The 20,275-nt window shown below is 32.6% G+C and carries 20 protein-coding genes; 14 read left to right on the plus strand and 6 right to left on the minus strand.

Going from position 1 to position 20,275, the window contains the following annotated elements:
• Nucleotides 1-58: 58 nt before the first annotated feature.
• Nucleotides 59-826, minus strand: a complete 768-nt coding sequence (locus D1818_RS11270; RefSeq protein ID WP_118459020.1) for an alpha/beta fold hydrolase — start codon at nucleotides 824-826, stop codon at nucleotides 59-61.
• 9 nt (nucleotides 827-835) lie between these two features.
• Complete coding sequence (locus D1818_RS11275; protein WP_118459022.1) at nucleotides 836-1,549, minus strand: pyridoxine 5'-phosphate synthase; 714 nt, start codon at nucleotides 1,547-1,549, stop codon at nucleotides 836-838.
• 97 nt (nucleotides 1,550-1,646) lie between these two features.
• On the opposite strand from D1818_RS11275, the gene D1818_RS11280 reads away from it, so the two are divergent.
• The 9 genes from D1818_RS11280 (at nucleotide 1,647) to D1818_RS11320 (ending at nucleotide 10,414) form a co-directional block, all read left to right on the plus strand.
• Nucleotides 1,647-2,303 (plus strand): CBS domain-containing protein, encoded by a 657-nt coding sequence (locus tag D1818_RS11280; RefSeq protein ID WP_118459025.1) that lies wholly within the window; start codon nucleotides 1,647-1,649, stop codon nucleotides 2,301-2,303.
• A 39-nt stretch (nucleotides 2,304-2,342) separates the two neighbouring features.
• Nucleotides 2,343-3,227 (plus strand): NAD kinase, encoded by an 885-nt coding sequence (locus tag D1818_RS11285; RefSeq protein ID WP_118459027.1) that lies wholly within the window; start codon nucleotides 2,343-2,345, stop codon nucleotides 3,225-3,227.
• 100 nt (nucleotides 3,228-3,327) lie between these two features.
• Nucleotides 3,328-4,011 carry a DUF6089 family protein gene (locus tag D1818_RS11290; RefSeq protein WP_118459029.1) on the plus strand — a complete coding sequence of 228 codons (684 nt, stop codon included), beginning with the start codon at nucleotides 3,328-3,330 and terminating at the stop codon, nucleotides 4,009-4,011.
• A 3-nt stretch (nucleotides 4,012-4,014) separates the two neighbouring features.
• The gene (locus D1818_RS11295; protein WP_118459031.1) at nucleotides 4,015-4,752 is read left to right on the plus strand and encodes an isoprenyl transferase; all 738 of its coding nucleotides are present in this window, start codon (nucleotides 4,015-4,017) and stop codon (nucleotides 4,750-4,752) included.
• A 4-nt stretch (nucleotides 4,753-4,756) separates the two neighbouring features.
• Nucleotides 4,757-7,384, plus strand: coding sequence for an outer membrane protein assembly factor (locus tag D1818_RS11300; protein WP_118459033.1), 2,628 nt, complete (start codon nucleotides 4,757-4,759; stop codon nucleotides 7,382-7,384).
• A 36-nt stretch (nucleotides 7,385-7,420) separates the two neighbouring features.
• Nucleotides 7,421-8,278, plus strand: a complete 858-nt coding sequence (locus D1818_RS11305; protein ID WP_118459035.1) for an OmpH family outer membrane protein — start codon at nucleotides 7,421-7,423, stop codon at nucleotides 8,276-8,278.
• A 44-nt stretch (nucleotides 8,279-8,322) separates the two neighbouring features.
• Nucleotides 8,323-8,832, plus strand: coding sequence for an OmpH family outer membrane protein (locus D1818_RS11310; RefSeq protein WP_118459037.1), 510 nt, complete (start codon nucleotides 8,323-8,325; stop codon nucleotides 8,830-8,832).
• An 86-nt stretch (nucleotides 8,833-8,918) separates the two neighbouring features.
• Complete coding sequence (gene murI / locus D1818_RS11315) at nucleotides 8,919-9,707, plus strand: glutamate racemase (RefSeq protein WP_118459039.1); 789 nt, start codon at nucleotides 8,919-8,921, stop codon at nucleotides 9,705-9,707.
• A 182-nt stretch (nucleotides 9,708-9,889) separates the two neighbouring features.
• Complete coding sequence (locus D1818_RS11320) at nucleotides 9,890-10,414, plus strand: hypothetical protein (protein ID WP_118459042.1); 525 nt, start codon at nucleotides 9,890-9,892, stop codon at nucleotides 10,412-10,414.
• Between the two features lie 12 nt (nucleotides 10,415-10,426).
• On the opposite strand, the gene D1818_RS11325 is transcribed toward D1818_RS11320, so the two are convergent.
• On the minus strand, nucleotides 10,427-11,161 hold the full coding sequence (locus D1818_RS11325; protein WP_118459044.1) for a LytTR family DNA-binding domain-containing protein: 735 nt from the start codon (nucleotides 11,159-11,161) through the stop codon (nucleotides 10,427-10,429).
• A gap of 64 nt (nucleotides 11,162-11,225) precedes the next feature.
• Nucleotides 11,226-13,463: a histidine kinase gene (locus D1818_RS11330; RefSeq protein WP_233558625.1), complete on the minus strand. Its 2,238-nt coding sequence runs from the start codon at nucleotides 13,461-13,463 to the stop codon at nucleotides 11,226-11,228.
• A gap of 222 nt (nucleotides 13,464-13,685) precedes the next feature.
• Between D1818_RS11330 and D1818_RS11335 the strand changes: the two genes are divergently transcribed.
• Together D1818_RS11335 and D1818_RS11340 are read left to right on the plus strand one after the other, a co-directional pair.
• Nucleotides 13,686-14,861, plus strand: coding sequence for a VWA domain-containing protein (locus D1818_RS11335; RefSeq protein ID WP_118459048.1), 1,176 nt, complete (start codon nucleotides 13,686-13,688; stop codon nucleotides 14,859-14,861).
• A 15-nt stretch (nucleotides 14,862-14,876) separates the two neighbouring features.
• On the plus strand, nucleotides 14,877-15,389 hold the full coding sequence (locus D1818_RS11340) for a rhodanese-like domain-containing protein (protein ID WP_118459050.1): 513 nt from the start codon (nucleotides 14,877-14,879) through the stop codon (nucleotides 15,387-15,389).
• A 54-nt stretch (nucleotides 15,390-15,443) separates the two neighbouring features.
• Here D1818_RS11340 and D1818_RS11345 read toward each other — a convergent pair whose 3' ends face one another.
• Nucleotides 15,444-16,469, minus strand: coding sequence for a type IX secretion system membrane protein PorP/SprF (locus tag D1818_RS11345; RefSeq protein WP_118459052.1), 1,026 nt, complete (start codon nucleotides 16,467-16,469; stop codon nucleotides 15,444-15,446).
• Nucleotides 16,470-16,711: 242 nt separating this feature from the next.
• On the opposite strand from D1818_RS11345, the gene D1818_RS11350 reads away from it, so the two are divergent.
• The 3 genes from D1818_RS11350 to D1818_RS11360 all read left to right on the plus strand — a co-directional run bounded on the left by D1818_RS11350 (nucleotide 16,712) and on the right by D1818_RS11360 (nucleotide 19,221).
• Nucleotides 16,712-17,617, plus strand: coding sequence for a NifU family protein (locus D1818_RS11350; RefSeq protein WP_118459054.1), 906 nt, complete (start codon nucleotides 16,712-16,714; stop codon nucleotides 17,615-17,617).
• Nucleotides 17,618-17,744: 127 nt separating this feature from the next.
• Nucleotides 17,745-17,945 (plus strand): dodecin family protein, encoded by a 201-nt coding sequence (locus D1818_RS11355; protein WP_118459056.1) that lies wholly within the window; start codon nucleotides 17,745-17,747, stop codon nucleotides 17,943-17,945.
• 571 nt (nucleotides 17,946-18,516) lie between these two features.
• Nucleotides 18,517-19,221 carry a hypothetical protein gene (locus tag D1818_RS11360; protein ID WP_147406095.1) on the plus strand — a complete coding sequence of 235 codons (705 nt, stop codon included), beginning with the start codon at nucleotides 18,517-18,519 and terminating at the stop codon, nucleotides 19,219-19,221.
• Nucleotides 19,222-19,594: 373 nt separating this feature from the next.
• On the opposite strand, the gene tsaB is transcribed toward D1818_RS11360, so the two are convergent.
• Nucleotides 19,595-20,254, minus strand: a complete 660-nt coding sequence (gene tsaB, locus D1818_RS11365) for a tRNA (adenosine(37)-N6)-threonylcarbamoyltransferase complex dimerization subunit type 1 TsaB (protein WP_118459061.1) — start codon at nucleotides 20,252-20,254, stop codon at nucleotides 19,595-19,597.
• Nucleotides 20,255-20,275 lie beyond the last annotated feature (21 nt).

Below are 20,275 nucleotides of genomic sequence, written 5' to 3' on the forward strand. Positions count from 1 at the left end.
AAAATACCAATTATCCAACTAAATCATTAAAATATTATGCATACATAGCATTTTTTGTTTAATTTTTGATAAATTCTAACACCGATCCTAAAAATTCGGCGGGATTTTCCGCATGCAGCCAATGCCCTGCATTAGAAATTTCATTGATTCGTGCTCGAGGAAACTGCCCTATAATTCGACCCTCATCTTCATTCAGAATATAATTAGACTTCGCTCCTTTAAGAAAAAGTGTTTCTCCTTTATACATAGTGTCTACCGGAAGTTCGACTCCAATTTCTGAAGAATTTTGTATTAAACTATCCAAATTCATTCGCAATCCAAGCTCGTTCTTATCCTTCCAATATAGATTTTTCATCAAAAACATTCTCACACCTATATCCCGGACATATGCACTTAAAGCTTTATCAACTTCTCCTCTACTTTTTAATACATCAAAGTCTAAAGAACTAAGTCCATCGAGAATATCTTGATGATGTAATGGATAGTATTTTGGTCCGATATCAGCGATGATCAATTTTTTAAGCAATTCAGGATAATTCACAGAAAAGAACATAGCCGTCTTACCTCCCATAGAATGACCTAATAGTATTACATCTTTCAGATTATTACTATCACAATACTCTAACAAATCAGAAGCTAAAAGTTGATAGTTAAATGCATCACTATGCTGACTGCGACCATGATTTCTTTGATCAATCAAGTGCATTTGATATCCGGATTCCGATATCTTTTTAGCAAGGGTTTTCCAATTATCGCCCATACCAAGAAAACCATGTAAAATCAAAAATGGCATTCCTTCTCCAAAAACGTTAGCGTGTAACCTCATATGCTTTCATTATTTAAGTCTATATAAATACATATTGACAACGTTCTCTAATCCAAGATACAGGGATTCACTTATCAATGCATGTCCAATAGAAACTTCTAACAATCCAGGAATATTTTCTTTAAAAAACTTAATATTATCAAGCGAAAGATCGTGACCCGCGTTTATACCTATCCCTAAATCCAAAGCCAATTTAGCACATTCTGCATACGGTTGGACCGAATCTAAATTCCCTTTAGCATATTCTGATGCAAAAGATTCTGTATACAATTCTATTCGATCAGCGCCAGTTTCTTTAGCTCCTTCAACCATCTTTTTCACGGGATCCACAAAAATTGAAGTTCTTATACCGTTTTTCTTAAACTCCGAAATCACTTCACTTAAAAAATTTTTATGTTTCACAGTATCCCAACCTGAGTTACTAGTAATAGCATCAACCGCATCGGGAACTAACGTTACCTGAGTTGGCTTAACCTCATTCACAAGATTAATAAATTTTGGTATTGGATTTCCTTCTATATTATATTCCGTATGAACTACTGGCTTTAAATCATAAGTATCCTGATACCTAATATGTCTTTCATCAGGCCGAGGATGGATCGTAATTCCTTCTCCCCCAAAATCCTGAATATCAGCAGCTACCTTAAGCAAATTCGGTGTATCACCTCCTCTTGAATTACGTAGCGTTGCTATTTTATTGACATTAACACTTAATTTTGTCATAGTTTTTGATATAACCTTTAATAAAAAGCAAAAATACGAACTTGATAGTGCCTCGGTTACATATTTTTGATTAATTTGCATAAAAAGCCCCGGGAATATGAAGACAAGCTTATATATAATAAACGAAATAGATCCACTGTCCACAACTGCTAAGGTTGCGGACGCACAATTGTTATTTAACGAACTCACCTATACTCATTTCCCTGTCTTAAAAGACGGTATTTATGTAGGATGTATATCAGAGGCAGACGTTAGATGTTTTGAAACTGAAAAAATATTAGAATCCTATCTTTATGCTTTAGAAGGTTTTTTTGTTAGAACTAATGCTAACTGGCTAGATATTTTAGAATCTTTTGCTCAAAATCATTCTAATATATTACCAGTTCTTGATGATGACAACAACTACCAAGGATATTTTGAATTAAGAGATATTATGAATCTTTTTAACGAAACTCCTTTTTTAAGCGAACCGGGTAATATTTTAATTGTAGAAAAAGGTGTCTTAGATTATTCTTTTAGTGAAGTTTCACAAATTGTAGAATCAAATAACGCTAAACTTCTTGGTCTTTTCATCTCTAATATGGAAAATGATGTAATTCAAATAACATTAAAAATAAATGATAGCGATATAAACAATATTGTTCAAACATTTAGAAGATATAGTTACAATATTGTCTCTAAGCACCATGAAGATTCATTTTTAAACAATCTTAAAGAAAGGTCTCAGTATTTAGAAAAATACCTTAATATTTAGGAAATAATATTAACCAACACCTAAACAAATTAAATCATAATGAAGATAGGTATTTACGGCCAGTTCTATCACGAAAAATCTGGAATATATATCCAACAATTATTAGAAGCGCTGGACAAAAATAACATTGAGGTAGTAATCGAGAAAAACTTTCTCGAGCTTATTAATCTTCATGATGATATTGACAAAAGCTACTCTCATTTTAGCACTTTTGAGGAGTTAGATGATTCCTATGACCTTTTTTTTAGTATTGGAGGAGATGGAACTATCCTAAAAACGATCACCTATGTTAGAGACTTAGGTATTCCAATTGCCGGAATCAATACTGGGAGACTAGGTTTTTTAGCAACTATACAAAAAGAAGAAATAAAAGATACAATCAACCTTATACTGGATAAAAAATTTCATATTTCTCCAAGAACCATTGTAACTATAGATACGGTTCCACCAACAGAAGAGTTTGGAGTTCTAAATTTTGCAATGAATGAAATCGCTGTCAGCAGAAGAAATACTACTTCTATGATAACAGTACATACCAGTCTTAATGATGAATTTCTGACTTCTTATTGGGCAGATGGACTCATTGTTTCTTCTCCAACCGGCTCTACAGGGTATTCCTTAAGTTGCGGCGGCCCTGTTATGATGCCTGATGCAGAAAGCATGGTACTAACACCTATTGCGCCTCATAACCTTAATGCAAGACCACTAGTTATTCCTGATGATAAAGAAATCAAGTTACAAGTTTCTGGAAGAGAAGACACCTATTTAGTTTCTTTGGATTCAAGAATACACACTTTACCAAATGAAGCAACAGTTGTTATTAAAAAAGCTCCTTTTAAAATAAATATGGTTGTTTTAGAAGGCGATAGTTTCTTAAAAACATTGCGAAAAAAAATGCTTTGGGGTGAAGATAAACGTAATTAGACAATAAAATCTACTAAAAAGTGTTTTTTAATTCATACTATTTTACTCAAATTCTTGTGTACTAAAGTTAATTGTTATATTTGCAAACTTTTGAAAATCTATGAGATACTTAGCATCCTTTGTATTAATTTTGTTTTTTGGGCAATCTATCACCTCACAAACTTACGAGGTCGGACTGATGGCTGGTGGTTCTAATTATATTGGAGATGTAGGTTCTACATACTATATTTCACCTAATTCCTTTGCTATTGGAGCAATCGGAAAGTGGAATCGTAGTAAAAGACATGCGTTTAGAGCATCTTTTTTATACGCCAACCTTAAATCAAATGATTCTAGAGGAGATGACAGAAGAGTTCAAAGAGGTTTTAGCTTCAATAATTCGGTAAAAGAGTTATCTGCTGGATTAGAATTTAATTTCTGGGAATGGTATTTATATGATGGTGAACCACAATTTACTCCATATTTATACACTGGCTTGACTGGTTTTAACTATAGCGCCAAAGCGGTTGACCCTAATAATGGCAATCAAATTAGCTCTTATAGTGAGAAATGGACTGCCGCTATCCCAATAGTAGTCGGTGTAAAGAAAACTATTGGACGTCATTGGGTATTAGGAGCGGAGATTGGTGCGAGATATACATTCACCGATAATTTAGATGGAAGTGATCCAGACAGTGCGTTTGGAACAGGATTTGGTAATTTGGATAATAATGATTGGTATGTATTTACCGGTATAACATTATCCTATACGTGGGGTAGAATCCCATGTTATTGTGCATTCTAAAAAATGATTAATAAAGAACAACTCAATTCTAACATTCCGGAACATATAGCCATCATTATGGATGGTAACGGCAGATGGGCAAAAAAGAAAGGATTCTTTAGAGCTGTTGGCCACGAAAATGGAACAAAAGCCGTTAGAGAAGTTGTAGAAGGAGCAGCAGAAATAGGAATAAAGTATCTTACATTGTATGCGTTTTCTACAGAAAACTGGAACAGACCTAAGTTAGAAGTAGAAACTTTAATGAGACTTTTGGTAAGTTCATTAAAAAAAGAAATAAAAACACTACAAAAAAATAATATCCGTCTAAACGCCATCGGAAACCTACAGGCACTACCCGAAAAGGCAAGAAAGGAATTACTGGAAGTTATAGAAAAGACTAAGGATAACAAGCATATGACGCTTTCCCTAGCTCTTAGTTATGGCAGCAGAGAAGAGCTAATAAAAACTATTCAAGAAATAAGCAATAAAGTTAAAAATAATGTACTTTCGCCACATCTTATAAATGAAGCAGTCATTAATGAGCATTTGTATACCAAAACGCTACCAGATGTAGATTTATTAATACGTACCAGTGGAGAACAACGTATTAGTAATTTCTTATTATGGCAGATTGCGTATGCAGAATTATATTTTACTGAAATATTATGGCCTGATTTTAAAAGAACAGATTTATTTGAAGCCATTTTAAATTATCAACAAAGAGAAAGAAGATTTGGAAAAACTAGTGAGCAGCTTAGTTAAAAAGATGACAAAAAAATTACCTATTACGTATTTTGCATTTATTGCATTTTTATTAAATACAGTATTACTTTCGGCACAAAACTTACCAGGTACTAGCGGAAAAGAGTATATTATTGGAGATATTGAGGTAACAGGAATATCTACATACAGTAAAAATACTATTATCACCTTTACAGGTCTTAAGAATGGTCAACGAATTTCATTACCAGGCGATCGCATCAGCCAGGTTATAAAGAAACTTTGGGATCTTGAATTATTTAGCGATATAAATTTTTATATCACCAAAGTTGAAGGTGATACCGCCTATCTTGAGATTAACATCCAAGAGGTTCCTGAATTAAACCAAGCCCGGATAGAAGGTGTTAGAAAACGTAAAGCAGAGGATTTGATTAAAGATAATAGTCTTACCCCTGGAGCAAAGGTTACAGAAAATCTAATTACTACTACACGTAACTTTATCACCAATAAATATCGTAAAGATGGTTTTCTTAATACCAAAGTTATTATTAACACCACTCCTGTTAAGGACACTGTTCCTACCAACAAGGTTAATATGCTAGTTCGTATTGACAAAGGTGATCGTGTAAAAGTTGATAAGATTAACATTAACGGAAACGAACAATTTTCTGACGGCAAGGTGAGGTCAGCAATGAAAAATACCAAACAGAAAAAGTTCTGGAGATTCTGGAAACGTTCTAAATATATAAAGAATGATTATCAGGAAGACAAAGAAAATATTATTAGCAAATACAAAGAAAAAGGATATCGAGATGCTCGAATAACTACTGATTCTTTAATTGTAGAAGATGACAATAGCGTATCTTTAAATCTTGCGATAGAAGAAGGTAATAAGTACTATTTTGGAGATATTAATTTTTTAGGAAACAGTGTTTATACGGATAATCAATTAGCCAGACAGCTAGTTATCAAGAAAGGAGATGTATACAATGGTGTCCTTCTTGAGAAACAGATTGCTGACAACACTAAGCCTGATGCAAATGACCTTACCAATCTTTATCAAAATAATGGATACTTATTTTCTAACATTGATGCGGTAGAGACAAATGTAAAGAATGACACAATTGATTTTGAAATACGAATCCGAGAAGGAAAACTAGTTCATTTTGATCATATTACAATTACTGGTAATGATAAAACAAATGATCATGTTGTTTATCGAATACTAAGAACTAAACCGGGTCAAGTATATAGTAAAGATTTAGTTGTAAGAACGGTTAGAGAAATAGGTCAATTAGGTTTCTTTGATCCAGAACAATTAGAACCTCAGTTTAAAAATGCTGATCCACAAGCTGGAACTATAGACATCAATTATCCTGTTGTAGAAAAGGGAGCTAGTCAGATTGAGCTTCAAGGTGGTTTTGGTGGTGGAGGTTTTGTTGGAACCTTAGGTTTAGCCTTCAGTAACTTTTCGATCAGAAACATTTTCAATAAAGAAGCATATAGTCCTTTACCAATGGGAGATGGTCAGACGCTTCGTGTAAGAGCTCAAGCTAGTCAATTTTTCCAAACGTATAGCTTATCATTTATTGAACCTTGGCTTGGTGGAAAAAGACCATTCCAACTTTCTACATCTTTTTCTCATACGATTCAGTTCTTATTCAATAACAGAACTAGAGATGTAGATAGAGACAGTAAGTTTTTGATTACCGGTGGATCTATTGGTATTGCGAAAAGGTTAAACTGGCCTGATAACTACTTTACCCTATCTCAGGCAATAAGTATTCAGCACTACAACCTTAAAAACTATAATACCAGATTATTTACCTTTGGTAATGGTTCTTCTAATAACCTTGCATACACCATAGGAATTAACAGGAATAATACAGCCATAAATCCAATTTTCCCAACTTCTGGATCAGAGTTTAATCTTATCGCTAAACTTTCTCTTCCATATTCATTATGGGACGGTACGAACTACAGCGAATTAGCAGAAAGAAGATCTGATATCGAAGGACAATTAGAGGATCCAAACTCGGGATTAAGTGCCGATGAACTTCAGGCTCTATCAACTGAAAGAGGTGAGATTGATCAAGAACGATTTGACTGGTTAGAATATTACAAAATTAAATTTGATGCTACTTGGTATACTACCTTAGCTAAAATAGGCAAACAACCGCTAGTGTTGAGAACCAGAGCAGAGTATGGTTTTCTTGGAGCCTACAACAATGATAGAGGAAATATTCCTTTTGAAAGATTTTTCCTAGGAGGAGATGGATTAGGAGCAACAGCCTTGGACGGAAGGGAAGTTGTAGCCCTTAGAGGGTATCCAAACCAATCACTAATTCCATTAAGTAGAGCAAATGACCCAGATTTTGTAGAAGATGGGGCAACAATTTATAATAAATATTCGTTAGAGCTTCGTTATCCTATTACTCTAAAACCATCAGCCTCTATTTATATGCTGACATTTTTAGAAGGTGGAGCATCTTATGATAGCTTTAGAGGATTCAATCCGTTTCAATTAAATCGTTCTGCTGGAGCAGGTTTACGTATCTTTATGCCAGCCTTTGGATTGCTGGGTATTGATTTTGGGTATGGTTTTGACCCAATTCCAGGTACGACAGGAAATAATGGATGGGAGACTCACTTTATCATTGGACAACAATTTTAATTTTGGCACGATTATTTCTATAAACAAAACAGGATCATGAAAACAAAAGTTCTTTTAGTATTAGCAGCTATCCTTTGGTTATCTTTCTCCAACACAGCAGAAGCTCAAAAAGGTATAAGAGTCGGTTATATAGATATGGATTATATCTTAGAAAATGTACCTGAATATAATGAAGCTTCGGCTGACCTGGAAACCAAAGTACAAAAGTGGAAAGTAGAAATTGAAGCTGAATTAAAGGAAGTCGAACAAATGAGGAAAGACCTCAACAATGAACGTGTTCTGCTGACTAAAGAGCTTATTGAAGAAAGAGAAGAAGATATTTTCTTTAAGGAAAAAGAAATTCTTGAATATCAACAAAAGAGATTTGGACCTAATGGTGACTTATTTCTTCAAAAAAAGAGATTAGTACAACCTGTACAGGATCAAGTTTTTGTTGCAGTACAAGAAGTAGCAAAAAATAAAAAATATGATTTTATATTTGATAAATCTGCAGACCTAGTAATGCTATATTCTGCTGATAGATACGATATAAGTGATCAAATATTATTAAGAATTAATAGAGCTTCCAAAAGAAAGCAAGTTAATAGTAAGAAAGAGAAAAAAGCATTAGAGCGTGCTGAAAAAAGAAATGTTGAACAGGAAAAAGAAGTAACGGATAGAGAAAAAGCATCATCCCGTAAACAATCTGAAAGAGAACAATTACTTGCAGAAAGAAAAGCTGCAAGAGATTCGATCAGAGCTGCTAAGAAAAAAGAATTTGAAGAAAGAAGAGCTAAATTAATAGAAGCTCAAAAAAGAAAGAAAGATTCAATAAAAGCTTTAAAAGAGCAATTGAAAGACGATACACCTTCTAATAATGATGATGGTGAGACGAAGGAAAATGATGATAATTAGAGAAATTAATTTTTAAATTTATAACACACTTAATATTACTTGAAATGAAAAAGTTTAGAACCCTATTAGTAGCCTGTGCATTCATCCTAGGAGCATCAAGCTTTGTAAATGCACAATCTAAAGTAGCACATATCGCTTCGCAGGAACTTGTGGAAGCAATGCCTGCTTTTAAAGCTGCCAAAAGCGAAATTGACAAGCTAAACAAAACGTATGAAGCAGAAATCAGGAATATGGTTTTGGAATTGCAAAATACGATGAAAAAGTATCAGGCCGAAGCTCCTACCAAAACTGAAGAAGAAAATGCTAAAAGAGCACAAGAAGTTCAAACTACAGAGAAAAGCATCGGAGACTACAGACAGAATGCTTTACAAGATCTTCAGAAGAAAGAAATTGAACTATTAAAGCCTATCTACGAAAGCGCACGTGTTTCTATACAAAAAGTAGCAAGAGCACAAGGATTTGAATACGTATTAGATTCTACAACCGGAACAGGAGTTATTCTAGCTGACGGAAAAAATCTAATGGCAGATGTAAAAAAAGATTTAGGTATCTAAAAAAAATACCTTCATAGAATAAAATAAAAAACAGTGAGTCTAGACTCACTGTTTTTTTTATTTTTGGAACATTACTATCTCACAAAATGAATAAACAAGCAATAGGCATCTTTGACTCAGGTATTGGTGGAACTTCCATTTGGAAAGAAATTGCTTTAGCAATGCCAAATGAAAATACAATATACTTGGCAGATAGTAAATATGCTCCCTATGGTAAACGTAGTACCGATGAAATTATATCACTAAGTATTAAGAACACCAAAAAGCTTATTGAACTAAATTGCAAAATCATTGTTGTTGCTTGTAATACTGCTACTACAAATGCCATAAAAGTACTTAGGGAACAATTTGATATTCCATTCATCGGTATTGAACCTGCTATAAAACCAGCCGCTCTTAACACAAAAACTCAAAAGGTTGGTGTTTTAGCTACAAAAGGTACATTATCCAGTGAATTGTTTGCTAAAACATCAGATCTCTATGCAAACAAAATAGAGGTTATTGAAGTTATTGGAACTGGATTGGTAGAACTTATAGAAGAGGGAAAAATCCAAACTCCAGAAATGCATCTTCTATTAGAGTCATATATACAGCCTTTGATTGAAAAAAATATTGATTATCTTGTTTTAGGCTGTAGTCATTACCCATACCTCATCCCGATCTTAAAAAAAATGCTTCCCAATCATATAGACATCATAGATTCTGGTGAAGCAGTAGCTAAACAAACTAAAGTGATTCTTTCCAAAAACGATCTTCTAAGTGCTAATTCACAGCAGGGAATACATACTTTTTTTACTAATGGGTCATTACATATTCTACAAGAGATTCTAAAAAAAAGTAATATCCCTTCCATTTCAAAAATGTTAGCATTTTAGCTATACGTAAGAATTAACTTTCTTTTTTTATAATTACATGTTAAAAAAATACTCTTTAACGAATTTTAACACTCGTTATCTCTGTTTGTGTACTTTTTTTCTTTTATTTGATAATCTCTTGATTGTTAAGCTCCTACAGTAAAGAAGATACTATTAAACCTTTTACCCCTAATTCTGTAGTTATGAAAAAAAGCATTGTAACGCTTTTTGGATTATTCTGTGTGACTTTTTCTGTAGCACAAAACAATGTGCAAATAGACGGAAGATTAAAACCGCATTTAGATAAATTCTTTGAGTATTGTAAAAAATATAATATTGAATATTATGATAAGCTATTTGAACTAAAAAACATCGATATTGTTGATACACTTACCGTTTCTCCAAAAGGATCCACTTTAGGAATGCTTACAAGAGACAAAAACAACAAAGTAGAAAATATAGTGATTAACTGGGTAGCCTTGCTGGATGAGGAAATACTAAAGGTAGTTGCTTTCCACGAATTTGCGCATTATTTCCTAGAATACAAAAAACATATCTGTGATGATTGCGGAAAAATAATGGCTGTGGTTAACAGTAGTTATTTTGATATTGTCAAGGACTGGGATAATCAAGTAAAGACACTTTTTCTAGATTCTCCTCTATACAAAAGAAGGAAAACGGTTGCCTATACTAATTCATACAGCAGACCGGATCATTTAGCCAACTAGGATTATTCTTTCTTATTTAAAATAATCTAGTAAAGCTCCCTTCTTAGAGGAGGAGACCATAAGTTCTTTTCCTGAGGATAACTGAACACTGCCTCCTTTGCCTTTTTTATATCGCACAATGGTACTTACATTGACTAAAAAACTTTTATGAATTCTAACAAACCCTTGATCAGACAAAGAATCTTCAAAATACTTTAGGGTTTTACTAACTAGTTTCTGTCCTTGATTGAGAAATATTTTGGTATAATTATCATCGGCTTGACAGTACAAAATTTCGGATATTTTCAATACCTCAAAACCATCTTGTTGCGGTATGGTAATCTTTCCATCGGCAGCAGCAGACACTTTTGGTGTTAATACCTTATCCTGCAATTCTTTTTCACGTTCTTTTATATGACTTACGTGTTCTACAGCCTTTATAAGATTATCTATTGCTATTGGTTTCAATAAATAATATGTCGCTTGAGCGTTTAGCGCGTCTACAGCATAATGGTCATAGGCAGTTACAAAAACCGTTTCAAAAGTTCTGTCTGGCACTTGTTCCAACAAATCAAAAGCATTACCGTATGGCATTTCTACATCTAGAAACAAAAGGTCGGGATTATTAGATTCTAATAGCGTTAATGTTTCTTGAACACTTGCGGCTTCTCCTAACACTTCTACCGTTGGACAATATTTATTAAGATAATTTTTTAAGATTGCTCGGCTATTAGCCTCATCATCTACTACAATTGCTGTTAAATTCACAGTTATCAGATTTATTAATTACTTATAAGTCATATATATGCTTAATAGCATAAAAAATAAGATGTTATTTATCTTTTTTGAGTACTAACTTTACCAGAGTACCTTCTTCCTGACCAGTTAGGTCGGAGATAAAGACATCTACCTTATCCTTGTACATCGTATTTAGAATATTAATCCTCTTTTTAATGTTACTCATCCCTTGCGACTTTTGCTTCTTTTGATTCAGGGTTTTTAATGCTTTAGACTTTTCTCTTCCGATTCCATTGTCAGAAATCGTTATTTCAATTGTATCATCGAATGTTTTAGAGAAATGTATGGACAATAGCCCTTTATCTGGCCTGTATCGTAATCCATGCCAAACAGCATTTTCTACATAGGGCTGAAGCAACATTGGCGGAATCATATATTCTTTAATATCAATTTCTGGATCTACCTCTATAGTATAATCGAATTTATCCTGAAATCTAAAATGTTCCAACTGTACGTACAATTCTAACAATTCTATTTCTTTTTCTAATGGTATAAAATCTTCTTCACTATTTTCTAAAACCGATCGCATTAACAATGAAAAGTCAGTCAAATATTTGTTCGCAGCTCTTTCATCACTAGTTGCAATGAATGTATTTACCGAGTTTAAAGCATTAAAAATAAAGTGCGGATTCATCTGAGAACGCAATGATTTTAATGCTAATAAATTGTTAGCATATTGTTGTTGTTTTATATTGCGATACATTAAATACGCAGCAAGGAACAACAATACAGATAATCCAAGTAAGGAATAAATAATTATTTTTTGCTGTCCAGCTAGTTCCTGAGATGCAAAAGCAAGTTTATATTTACTTTCATTAAGTTCTCTATCCTTTTCTAAGGTAGCTATGCGATTTGCTTTTAATGCTAATTCTCTACTAAATCTGGTTGCTTGGGATATCTCCTGCTCTTTCTGAATATATAGTTTATCAATAATTACTTCATATTCTTCAAAAGCTTCAGAAGCTTTTTTAAGTTCGCCTTTTTCACGATACACTTCTCCTAATTTTCTTGTAGCATCTTTCTGAACAACTAGATCATTTTCTGAGGCTGCTTTTTTAATACTTTCTTTTAAATAGGGTATCGCTTCATCATATTCAGCTTGCGCTGCAAAGGCATTCGCTATTTTATAGTTCTGCACCTGCGATGTAATAGCACGATCATCTATACTAGCTGGTGCAGATGCAATAGTATCCTTTACTGTTGTGCTGAATTCCTCTTTTCGTTCAATATCCTGAATATCCTCAAGTGCTTCTTTTCTTAATTCAATCTCTTTATCAAAACTATTACTCTTATTATAAAAATCCGCTGCTTTTGCTCTCTGTCGTGCAGATGATTTTTTACTTCTCCTACTAGCAAGTTGTACTGAGTTGCCCAAATATTCTTCTGCATCATCTAGATTTCCTTGTCTTTGAAGTATTTCAGCAAGCTTAGAATTTAACTCAACAATAATGTCTTCATACTTCTTTTTTTGTGCTAATGATAATGCCTTATTATAGCTATTTATTGCATTAGTATTATCGTTACGTCCTTTATAACTATCTCCTAGTCCTTGATACACCTTCACCTTCTGTAAGGAGCTAAGTCTAGACTTCTCTAATTCATTAAAGGTTAATAATGAAGTCTCGTAATTTTCACTAAGTAATTGAGCAATACCTAATTTTATTTTTACATCGGCGCTATACTTATTAGTAAGACTAGTTGCATAATTACTTTCTGCTAGATCCGGCTGTTTCCAGTGAGCATAAATATCTCCTAAAGTTTCAAAAAGTTCAGCTTTCTTCTCATCACCAAAAGTGTCGTCTTCCTCTATTGTTTCCAAAGCCTTTGTAACATAGTCAATACTTGTTGCGGCATCTTTTTTCAAAGAATTTCTTGCAGCGGCAAGATTAGCTCCGTATGCGGCAGAAGATCTTTTTTGTTTTTCAACCTTCTGAACATTCGTTACCGATGGGTTTTCCTGAACTTTAACATCTATTCTTTCCCGGCTTGTAATCGTATAATAAATTGTATTAAAACTATCATGTTTAATAATAATATTATCACCAATCTTAGCTTGTATTTTAAAATCACCTAAACTATTAGTGTAGTATACCTTATCTCCTATTCCCTCTACCCGAACTTCTACGTCTCTTATGGGTTTTAGTGTTTTATCTTCTTTTACAGTACCTCGTATGGTTATATCAGCCTCAGTCGCTCTTCTTACATCATCTTGAGCAAAAAAAGTACTGGGTAACAACCACATAAACAATAAAATGAAACAAAATCTATTCATCATATACTAAATAAGAAAGGTAAACTTAATCCATTTATATGGGATAATAAAATCAGAAATTACTCATAAGTTGCTTTCTTCGGAGTATTAATATCATAAAACATTACTTCCCTAACTGAAAAAGGCTTTTCACTCATTCATAACAACCCATTCCTAATCCATAGTTTTTATCTAAAAAAGTTCCTGTTAGTTTTAGCTTAAATTATAAAAAAAGTAACAATTATGAAGACAGTATGTATATGGAGTTTATTATGCTTGCTAATGATTCCTGTTTCATGTAAAGCGGAAAATAACTCCCGTCCAGAATTAGCCTTTCAAACGGAAAATTCACATCAGATTTACACATCTAAGACAGATCCAGACACCAAAAATATTCAAGTAGCACTATTATTGGATACAAGCAATAGTATGGACGGTTTAATTGACCAAGCAAAAGCACAACTATGGGAAATCGTAAATGAGTTATCCTATGCAAAATGTGGTCACTATAAAATAAAACTACAGATTGCTTTATATGAATATGGTAATGATCTTTTACCATCAAAGGAAGGTTATATAAGACAGGTACTACCCTTTTCTGACGACCTTGATGAGATTTCGAAAGAGCTTTTTGCCTTAACTACTAATGGCGGAAACGAATATTGTGGAAAAGTAATAAACACTTCTATTAACCAATTAGATTGGAAAAAAAACAATGATCATCTAAAACTAATCTTTATAGCAGGGAACGAACCTTTTACGCAAGGTCCTGTAAACTATAAAGATGCTGCTACCGATGCTATAGAAAAGGATATTACGATAAATACCATCTTTTGTGGAAACTACAAACAAGGTATTGAAACGAACTGGAAAGATGGAGCGGATTTAACTAAAGGAGAATATAGCGCTATTGATCATAATAGGGAAACTATACATATAGCAACGCCTTATGATGATATCATTTTACAATTAAATCGAAAATTAAACAACACCTATATCTATTATGGAAACGAAGGTTCTAAAAAAATAAGTCTACAAGCCGAACAAGATAGTAATGCAAGATCATATAGTCCGGCGAACGCAGTTAGCAGAACTGTAAGTAAAAGTTCTGGGTTTTATAAAAACAAAAGCTGGGATTTAGTGGATGCTGCAGAAGATAAAGATTTCGAGCTAGAAGAAGTAGCTAAAGAAGAGTTACCTCAAGAATTAAAGAATAAGTCTAACACCGAGCTAAAACAATACATCACTCAAAAAAGTAATGAACGAAAGGAAGTCCAGAAAAAAATTCAGGAATTGAACAAGAAACGAATAACGTATATAAAGAACAATAGCAAAAAAGATGCTTCTAATCTTGAAGCTGCTCTTATTAAAGCTATAAAAACTCAAGGAGAGAGAAAATCCTTCAGCTGGAAAGAATAACCAAATACAAAAACTATGAAAACTAATATAATCGTTCTGCTAATCGTTTTAACACCCATAACCATGTTGTCTCAAAAAAAATCAGAATTAAAAAAATCTAAAGTCGATTACAATTCCTTTTTAGAAATCACGGAAGAAGTTATGGAATATCGACAAAACAGATTAATACCTTTGGATCAATTTCTTGATTTCGCAAAAGACAATGGCACCATTTTATTGGACACACGATCAGAAGCAGCTTATAAGAGAAAACATCTTAAGGGTTCGATTCATTTAAATTTTTCTGATTTTACTGAAGAAAAATTAGCCAAACTAATTCCAGATAAAAAAACCAGGATATTAATTTATTGTAATAATAATATCGATGGTGATGCTTTTAATTTTCCAACCAAGAGCATACCATTAGCGTTGAATATCCCAACATTTATTAATCTTTACGGTTATGGCTATAAAAACATATACGAACTATCCTCTTTAGTCCCAATACGCGATGAGCGTCTAAAGTTTACAGGCACCGAAGTAGAATAAATAAAGGCCAGCTTTTAAGCTGGCCTTTATTTTATATTTAGATAATATCCTTGTCTAATTGTTAACAGCTGGACAATGACAGTTCCATCGTTCTTTACGTTTTCCGAAATCGTACCCTAATGTTAACTGATGAAAACCTCCATTAGTTAAAACTACAGAGTTAGATTGATAACTATAGGTATATCCAACCATCCATTTTCTATAATTTATACCTAGAAACGGTGTGATGTATTGTAATTTTTGGCTCTCAATTTCTAAACCTGTTTGAGAGAACTCTGCTCCATCAAAACTTCTTCGATAAGACAATCCTCCCCATAATACTATACTCTCTCCAAAATTCCTATACGCTTTTAAGTTCCCATCAATAGTGCTTTCCTTAGTTTGGTCAGTTGCCTGATAAAGAATCGACGGTTCTAAACTCCAAGGACCTCCATTTCCTAATCCAAAAACGTGTCCTACAGAAAAAATATATCTTCTCTGATTGTTAGGCTCTACGATTGTGTTATTAGAATTATCAAAAAGACCTCTTGTAGTTGGCAATATATTTTTTACTGTAAAATGAGCAAACCAGTCTAGGTAATGATAAGACATCCCTACGTCCAAGTTAAAATATCCATCTTTTTGCAGTCTACCCTGTATTGCAGGATCTGGATCCAAAGGATCGTCAAACTCGCTAGTATCTAAGTTAGATTGAATAAATGCACCACTAATACCAAAAGATAACATATTCAGATCGGTTCGATCACGAGAAAATAACAAATGATATGCGAATGTTGCAAAAACTCCTGTCTGAGAAAAAGGACCATTCTCGTCCTGATATATTATTGCTCCAAGACCTACTTTATCTCCAGTTCTAAAATTAACATTAGCTGATTGGGTATTAGGCGCATTATCTACATCAAACCATTGTTTCCTTGCCGTAAGCCTAATCTTATTCGCATTAGAAGCTCCAGCCATAGAAGGATGAACCAGATATAAGTTATCAGAAAGATAATCTGCATAAACCGGAATTCCTTCCTGAGAAAAAATAAATTGTGAGGTTAGTATAGCAAACAACAAATAGTATTTCTTCAAATTCATTAGAGGCATTATATTTAAAAGGAAAACTAGGTTAATTATTTCAATATAAACTATTTAATTCTGCTTATATTGTGGGGCGTTAATATTTCTTTTCCCAAATTAAAATATTATTTATTGCCGGGAGCAAATATATTAATTTTTAACAGAACATATCTTTTCGCCCTAGTATTAAAACAATCTTAATCTTATAAACCCTACTCTAAAGTGGAATTACTTTTTAGTAAATTTGCCAAAAATATATCATGGAAAAGAAATTTGAAATAAAAATAGAACCCACTTCCAATCCGAGTATCATAAAATTTGAAGCTAATTATTTCCTAACCGAACATACTAGTTATGAATTTGAAAATATAGATCACGCTAAAAATTCACCGTTAGCCCAACAATTATTTTATTTGCCATTTGTAAAAAGAGTATTTATAGCACAAAACTTTGTAGCTATCGATAAGTATGATATTATAGAATGGGCTGATGTACAAGAAGAGGTTGCGGGACAAATAAAAGAATATTTAAACAGTGGGCAATTGGTTATAAATGAAACTACATCTACTAAAAAAACACCTATAACCATTTACGCGGAAAGTACTCCAAATCCTGCAGTACTTAAATTTGTAGCAAATAAAAAACTAGTTGCTACAGGACACGAATTTAAAAGTATTGATGATACTAAAGAAGCTCCTCTTGCAGAAAAGTTGTTTCATTTCCCCTTTGTGAAGGAAGTATATATTGATGAGAATTATATTTCTATTAGTAAGTATGATATGGCAGACTGGAATGATATTACAATGGAAATAAGAGAATTTCTGAGAGAATATCTAGAGCAAGGCAAAGAAGTACTTTCAGAAAATGCTACCGTATCCAAAAGTCAAGTAGAAAAGCAAGCCGAGGCAACGTTCGAGAAATTAGATGATACCTCAAAGGATATTGTAAACATTATAGAGGAATATATCAAACCAGCTGTTGCTAGTGATGGAGGTAATATTATGTTTGACTCTTATGATCCAGATAGTAAAGTAGTAAAAGTAATTTTGCAAGGAGCTTGTAGCGGATGTCCTTCTTCTACCTTTACCTTAAAAAACGGTATAGAAAATATGCTAAAAGAGATGCTAAAAGATAAAGTAGCCTTTGTAGAAGCAATAAATGGGTAGTTCATCGAATTATCTTTAATGATATCGAAAAAACCATATAAATAATAGTAGTTATTGTTTAATAAAAACCAAAGTATCTCGTATATTAGAGAACCTTTTGTAAAATATTAACCAAAAAATTATTAAAATGGCAATTGTTAAAGTAATAGAAGTAATAGCAACCTCAGAAAAAGGTTGGGAAGATGCAGCAAAAAATGGAATAAAAGAAGCTAGTAAAACAGTGAAAAACATTAAATCTGCGTGGGTCTCGGATCAAAAAATGATTATTAAGGATAATGAAATTTCTGCATATAGAGTTATTCTTAAAATATCTTTCGAGATAAATTAAAAATATATTGCTTAGTGTAAAAAGCATCTTAATAGTATTAGGATGCTTTTTACGTTTTTAAATACTGTTAGAAATCATCAAAGTGAAACATTTCTATGTTATCATAATAATTTTATTCTTTACAATTGATAAAGATCATAATAAGCAATCTATAGTTTAAGCTTATTTACTTTATGATCCTGTTGTATCGTATATATGTAATGAATTATAAATAGAAAGTATTTTAGGTTTCAGAAATCGATCTACCTAATAAAATTTTTCAAGAACAAAACCTTACTATATTATCTACGTAAACAATAGGTATAAAAATATTCCAGAAGGGAAGTAAATCAAGCAGTTAAACAATCAAATGAAGATTATTCTTACAAAATTACAACGTTTTCGTTATCAAAATTACTGTTTTACCATAAAAAACTGGTGTTATATTTTCAATGAAACATAATATTTTCCGTAAATACCTTGTCAAAAAAGGTAATCCTTTGATAAATCGATAAAAATATTGTATTAAAACTTGTATTTTTGCATTTAATCTCACGTTTTATTACATTTAATTCACCTAAATCAATACACCGTGAGAAAAATACTACAATTTTTGTTTTTAGTAATGTCGCCCGTTTTATTTGCGCAACTTCCGCAATCTTTAGTAAAACCGGCCGAGAGAATAAGTACATTTGATGAATATGATGGTTCTATCTTTAAACATCTTAGATATAAAGATGCAAGTGTTATAGATGAAAAATCAGGTACCTTTGATACTAAACTAAGGTATAATGCTTATTCAGATGCGTTACAGTATAAAAAGGGTTCTAAATTATTTGAACTTGTAAAAAGTCCTACCTCACACGCCAGAATAGATGGTGATTATTATTACTATTGTAATTTTAAAACACAACGAGGTCTAAAGCGACCTGGTTACTATGTTTTAGTGGAACTAACTGAGCGCTACAGAATATATAAGAAATATTCTGTCAAAATAACAGAACCTAATAAAAAAGGTTCGGCAAGTGGAACTTCAACACCAGGTAAGGTACAAATACAAACGGCATATTTTCTTGAAGAACGTGGTGTTATCATGGAATTACCAATGAATAAAAAGAAAATTTTAGCTGCTCTTAGTGATAAAGAAGAAGAGTTAAAGGTTTATATGAAAAAGGAAAAAATAAAAGTCCGTAAAGAAGAAGATCTTATACGACTTGTATCCAGATATAATGCATTAAAAAGTACCGATGGTGGTCCATCGAGAAGTTTACTTAGCACTAGATCTAGGAGAAATTAAATCTTTTAATATAACATAACGGATATATATAAAAGCCATTCGACCACAGCGAATGGTTTTTTTATGAACACAAACACAAATACTATGTTCTTGCAGATCTTAATAAACAATATTGAATATACAAAAAAGTACGATCTCATAATTGCAGAACCAAAATCTATGGATACAGATACTGGCTCCGCGCAACTCAGAAACTTATTATTTTGAAGAGAATGGGATCATAATTGATTTGCCTACTAAAAAAAGTGATTTATTAGCTTTATTTTCTGACTAGAAAGATGAGCTAAAAAAGTATATCAAAAAAGAAAAGTCAAGAAAAAAGGAAGATTTAATAAAGTTAGTAGCAAAATACAATGCTTTAAAAAATATCGATCTAACCCGTCACGAAGTCTTTTAAGTAATAGGGTTCGAAGTAACTAACATTTTCAAAATCTTTTTCTAAAAACTTTGTGTAACTTACAGTAGCCATCTCTATTGCAGATGGCAATTTGTCTGAAATAAATTCTGCATTTTTATGTTTGTTAATTTCAGCAAATTTAGCAACTCCATTCCCAATAAAATATACTTTATTTTTTTGTAAATAGGTTTCATAAGAAGCCTCTGTTAATACTTCCGCCTCTGTAGATCTTAGTTGTTTATAGGTATTAGAGAAAATTGCAGAATACACTTCCATTCTCCTAGCATCAATCATAGGAACCACAAAACCTTCTTTAGCTTTTACCTGTAAGGCTAACGAATGTAATGTATCCACAGAAATTAACGGAATATTTAAACCGTAACATAATCCCTTTGCTGTAGAAACACCAATTCTCAAACCTGTATAAGAACCAGGTCCTTTACTTACGGATATGGCATCGAGATCTCTAAAAGCTATTCCGGCTTCATTAACTACAATATTAATAAATTGATGTAAACGCTCAGCGTGAGAATATTTAGTATCATAATCCTCTTTAGACACAACTACCTCCTTATCGTTAACTAAGGCTACGGAACAATTAGTTGTAGAAGTTTCTATACAAAGAATATAGGCCATCTTAAAAAAATTTACGCAAAG

The sequence above is a fragment of the Aquimarina sp. BL5 genome (assembly GCF_003443675.1).
Lineage (GTDB): Bacteria > Bacteroidota > Bacteroidia > Flavobacteriales > Flavobacteriaceae > Aquimarina.

What these genes read in the sequence shown, in the direction of transcription:
- D1818_RS11310 (WP_118459037.1), top strand. Translation starts at nt 8,323, where the DNA reads ATGAAAAAGTTTAGAACCCTATTAGTAGCCTGTGCATTCATCCTAGGA.
- murI (WP_118459039.1), top strand. Translation starts at nt 8,919, where the DNA reads ATGAATAAACAAGCAATAGGCATCTTTGACTCAGGTATTGGTGGAACT.
- D1818_RS11295 (WP_118459031.1), top strand. Translation starts at nt 4,015, where the DNA reads ATGATTAATAAAGAACAACTCAATTCTAACATTCCGGAACATATAGCC.
- D1818_RS11305 (WP_118459035.1), top strand. Translation starts at nt 7,421, where the DNA reads ATGAAAACAAAAGTTCTTTTAGTATTAGCAGCTATCCTTTGGTTATCT.
- D1818_RS11335 (WP_118459048.1), top strand. Translation starts at nt 13,686, where the DNA reads ATGAAGACAGTATGTATATGGAGTTTATTATGCTTGCTAATGATTCCT.
- D1818_RS11350 (WP_118459054.1), top strand. Translation starts at nt 16,712, where the DNA reads ATGGAAAAGAAATTTGAAATAAAAATAGAACCCACTTCCAATCCGAGT.
- D1818_RS11290 (WP_118459029.1), top strand. Translation starts at nt 3,328, where the DNA reads ATGAGATACTTAGCATCCTTTGTATTAATTTTGTTTTTTGGGCAATCT.
- D1818_RS11355 (WP_118459056.1), top strand. Translation starts at nt 17,745, where the DNA reads ATGGCAATTGTTAAAGTAATAGAAGTAATAGCAACCTCAGAAAAAGGT.
- D1818_RS11330 (WP_233558625.1), bottom strand. Translation starts at nt 13,463, where the DNA reads ATGAATAGATTTTGTTTCATTTTATTGTTTATGTGGTTGTTACCCAGT.
- D1818_RS11345 (WP_118459052.1), bottom strand. Translation starts at nt 16,469, where the DNA reads ATGAATTTGAAGAAATACTATTTGTTGTTTGCTATACTAACCTCACAA.
- tsaB (WP_118459061.1), bottom strand. Translation starts at nt 20,254, where the DNA reads ATGGCCTATATTCTTTGTATAGAAACTTCTACAACTAATTGTTCCGTA.
- D1818_RS11280 (WP_118459025.1), top strand. Translation starts at nt 1,647, where the DNA reads ATGAAGACAAGCTTATATATAATAAACGAAATAGATCCACTGTCCACA.
- D1818_RS11270 (WP_118459020.1), bottom strand. Translation starts at nt 826, where the DNA reads ATGAGGTTACACGCTAACGTTTTTGGAGAAGGAATGCCATTTTTGATT.
- D1818_RS11285 (WP_118459027.1), top strand. Translation starts at nt 2,343, where the DNA reads ATGAAGATAGGTATTTACGGCCAGTTCTATCACGAAAAATCTGGAATA.
- D1818_RS11300 (WP_118459033.1), top strand. Translation starts at nt 4,757, where the DNA reads ATGACAAAAAAATTACCTATTACGTATTTTGCATTTATTGCATTTTTA.
- D1818_RS11340 (WP_118459050.1), top strand. Translation starts at nt 14,877, where the DNA reads ATGAAAACTAATATAATCGTTCTGCTAATCGTTTTAACACCCATAACC.
- D1818_RS11275 (WP_118459022.1), bottom strand. Translation starts at nt 1,549, where the DNA reads ATGACAAAATTAAGTGTTAATGTCAATAAAATAGCAACGCTACGTAAT.
- D1818_RS11320 (WP_118459042.1), top strand. Translation starts at nt 9,890, where the DNA reads ATGAAAAAAAGCATTGTAACGCTTTTTGGATTATTCTGTGTGACTTTT.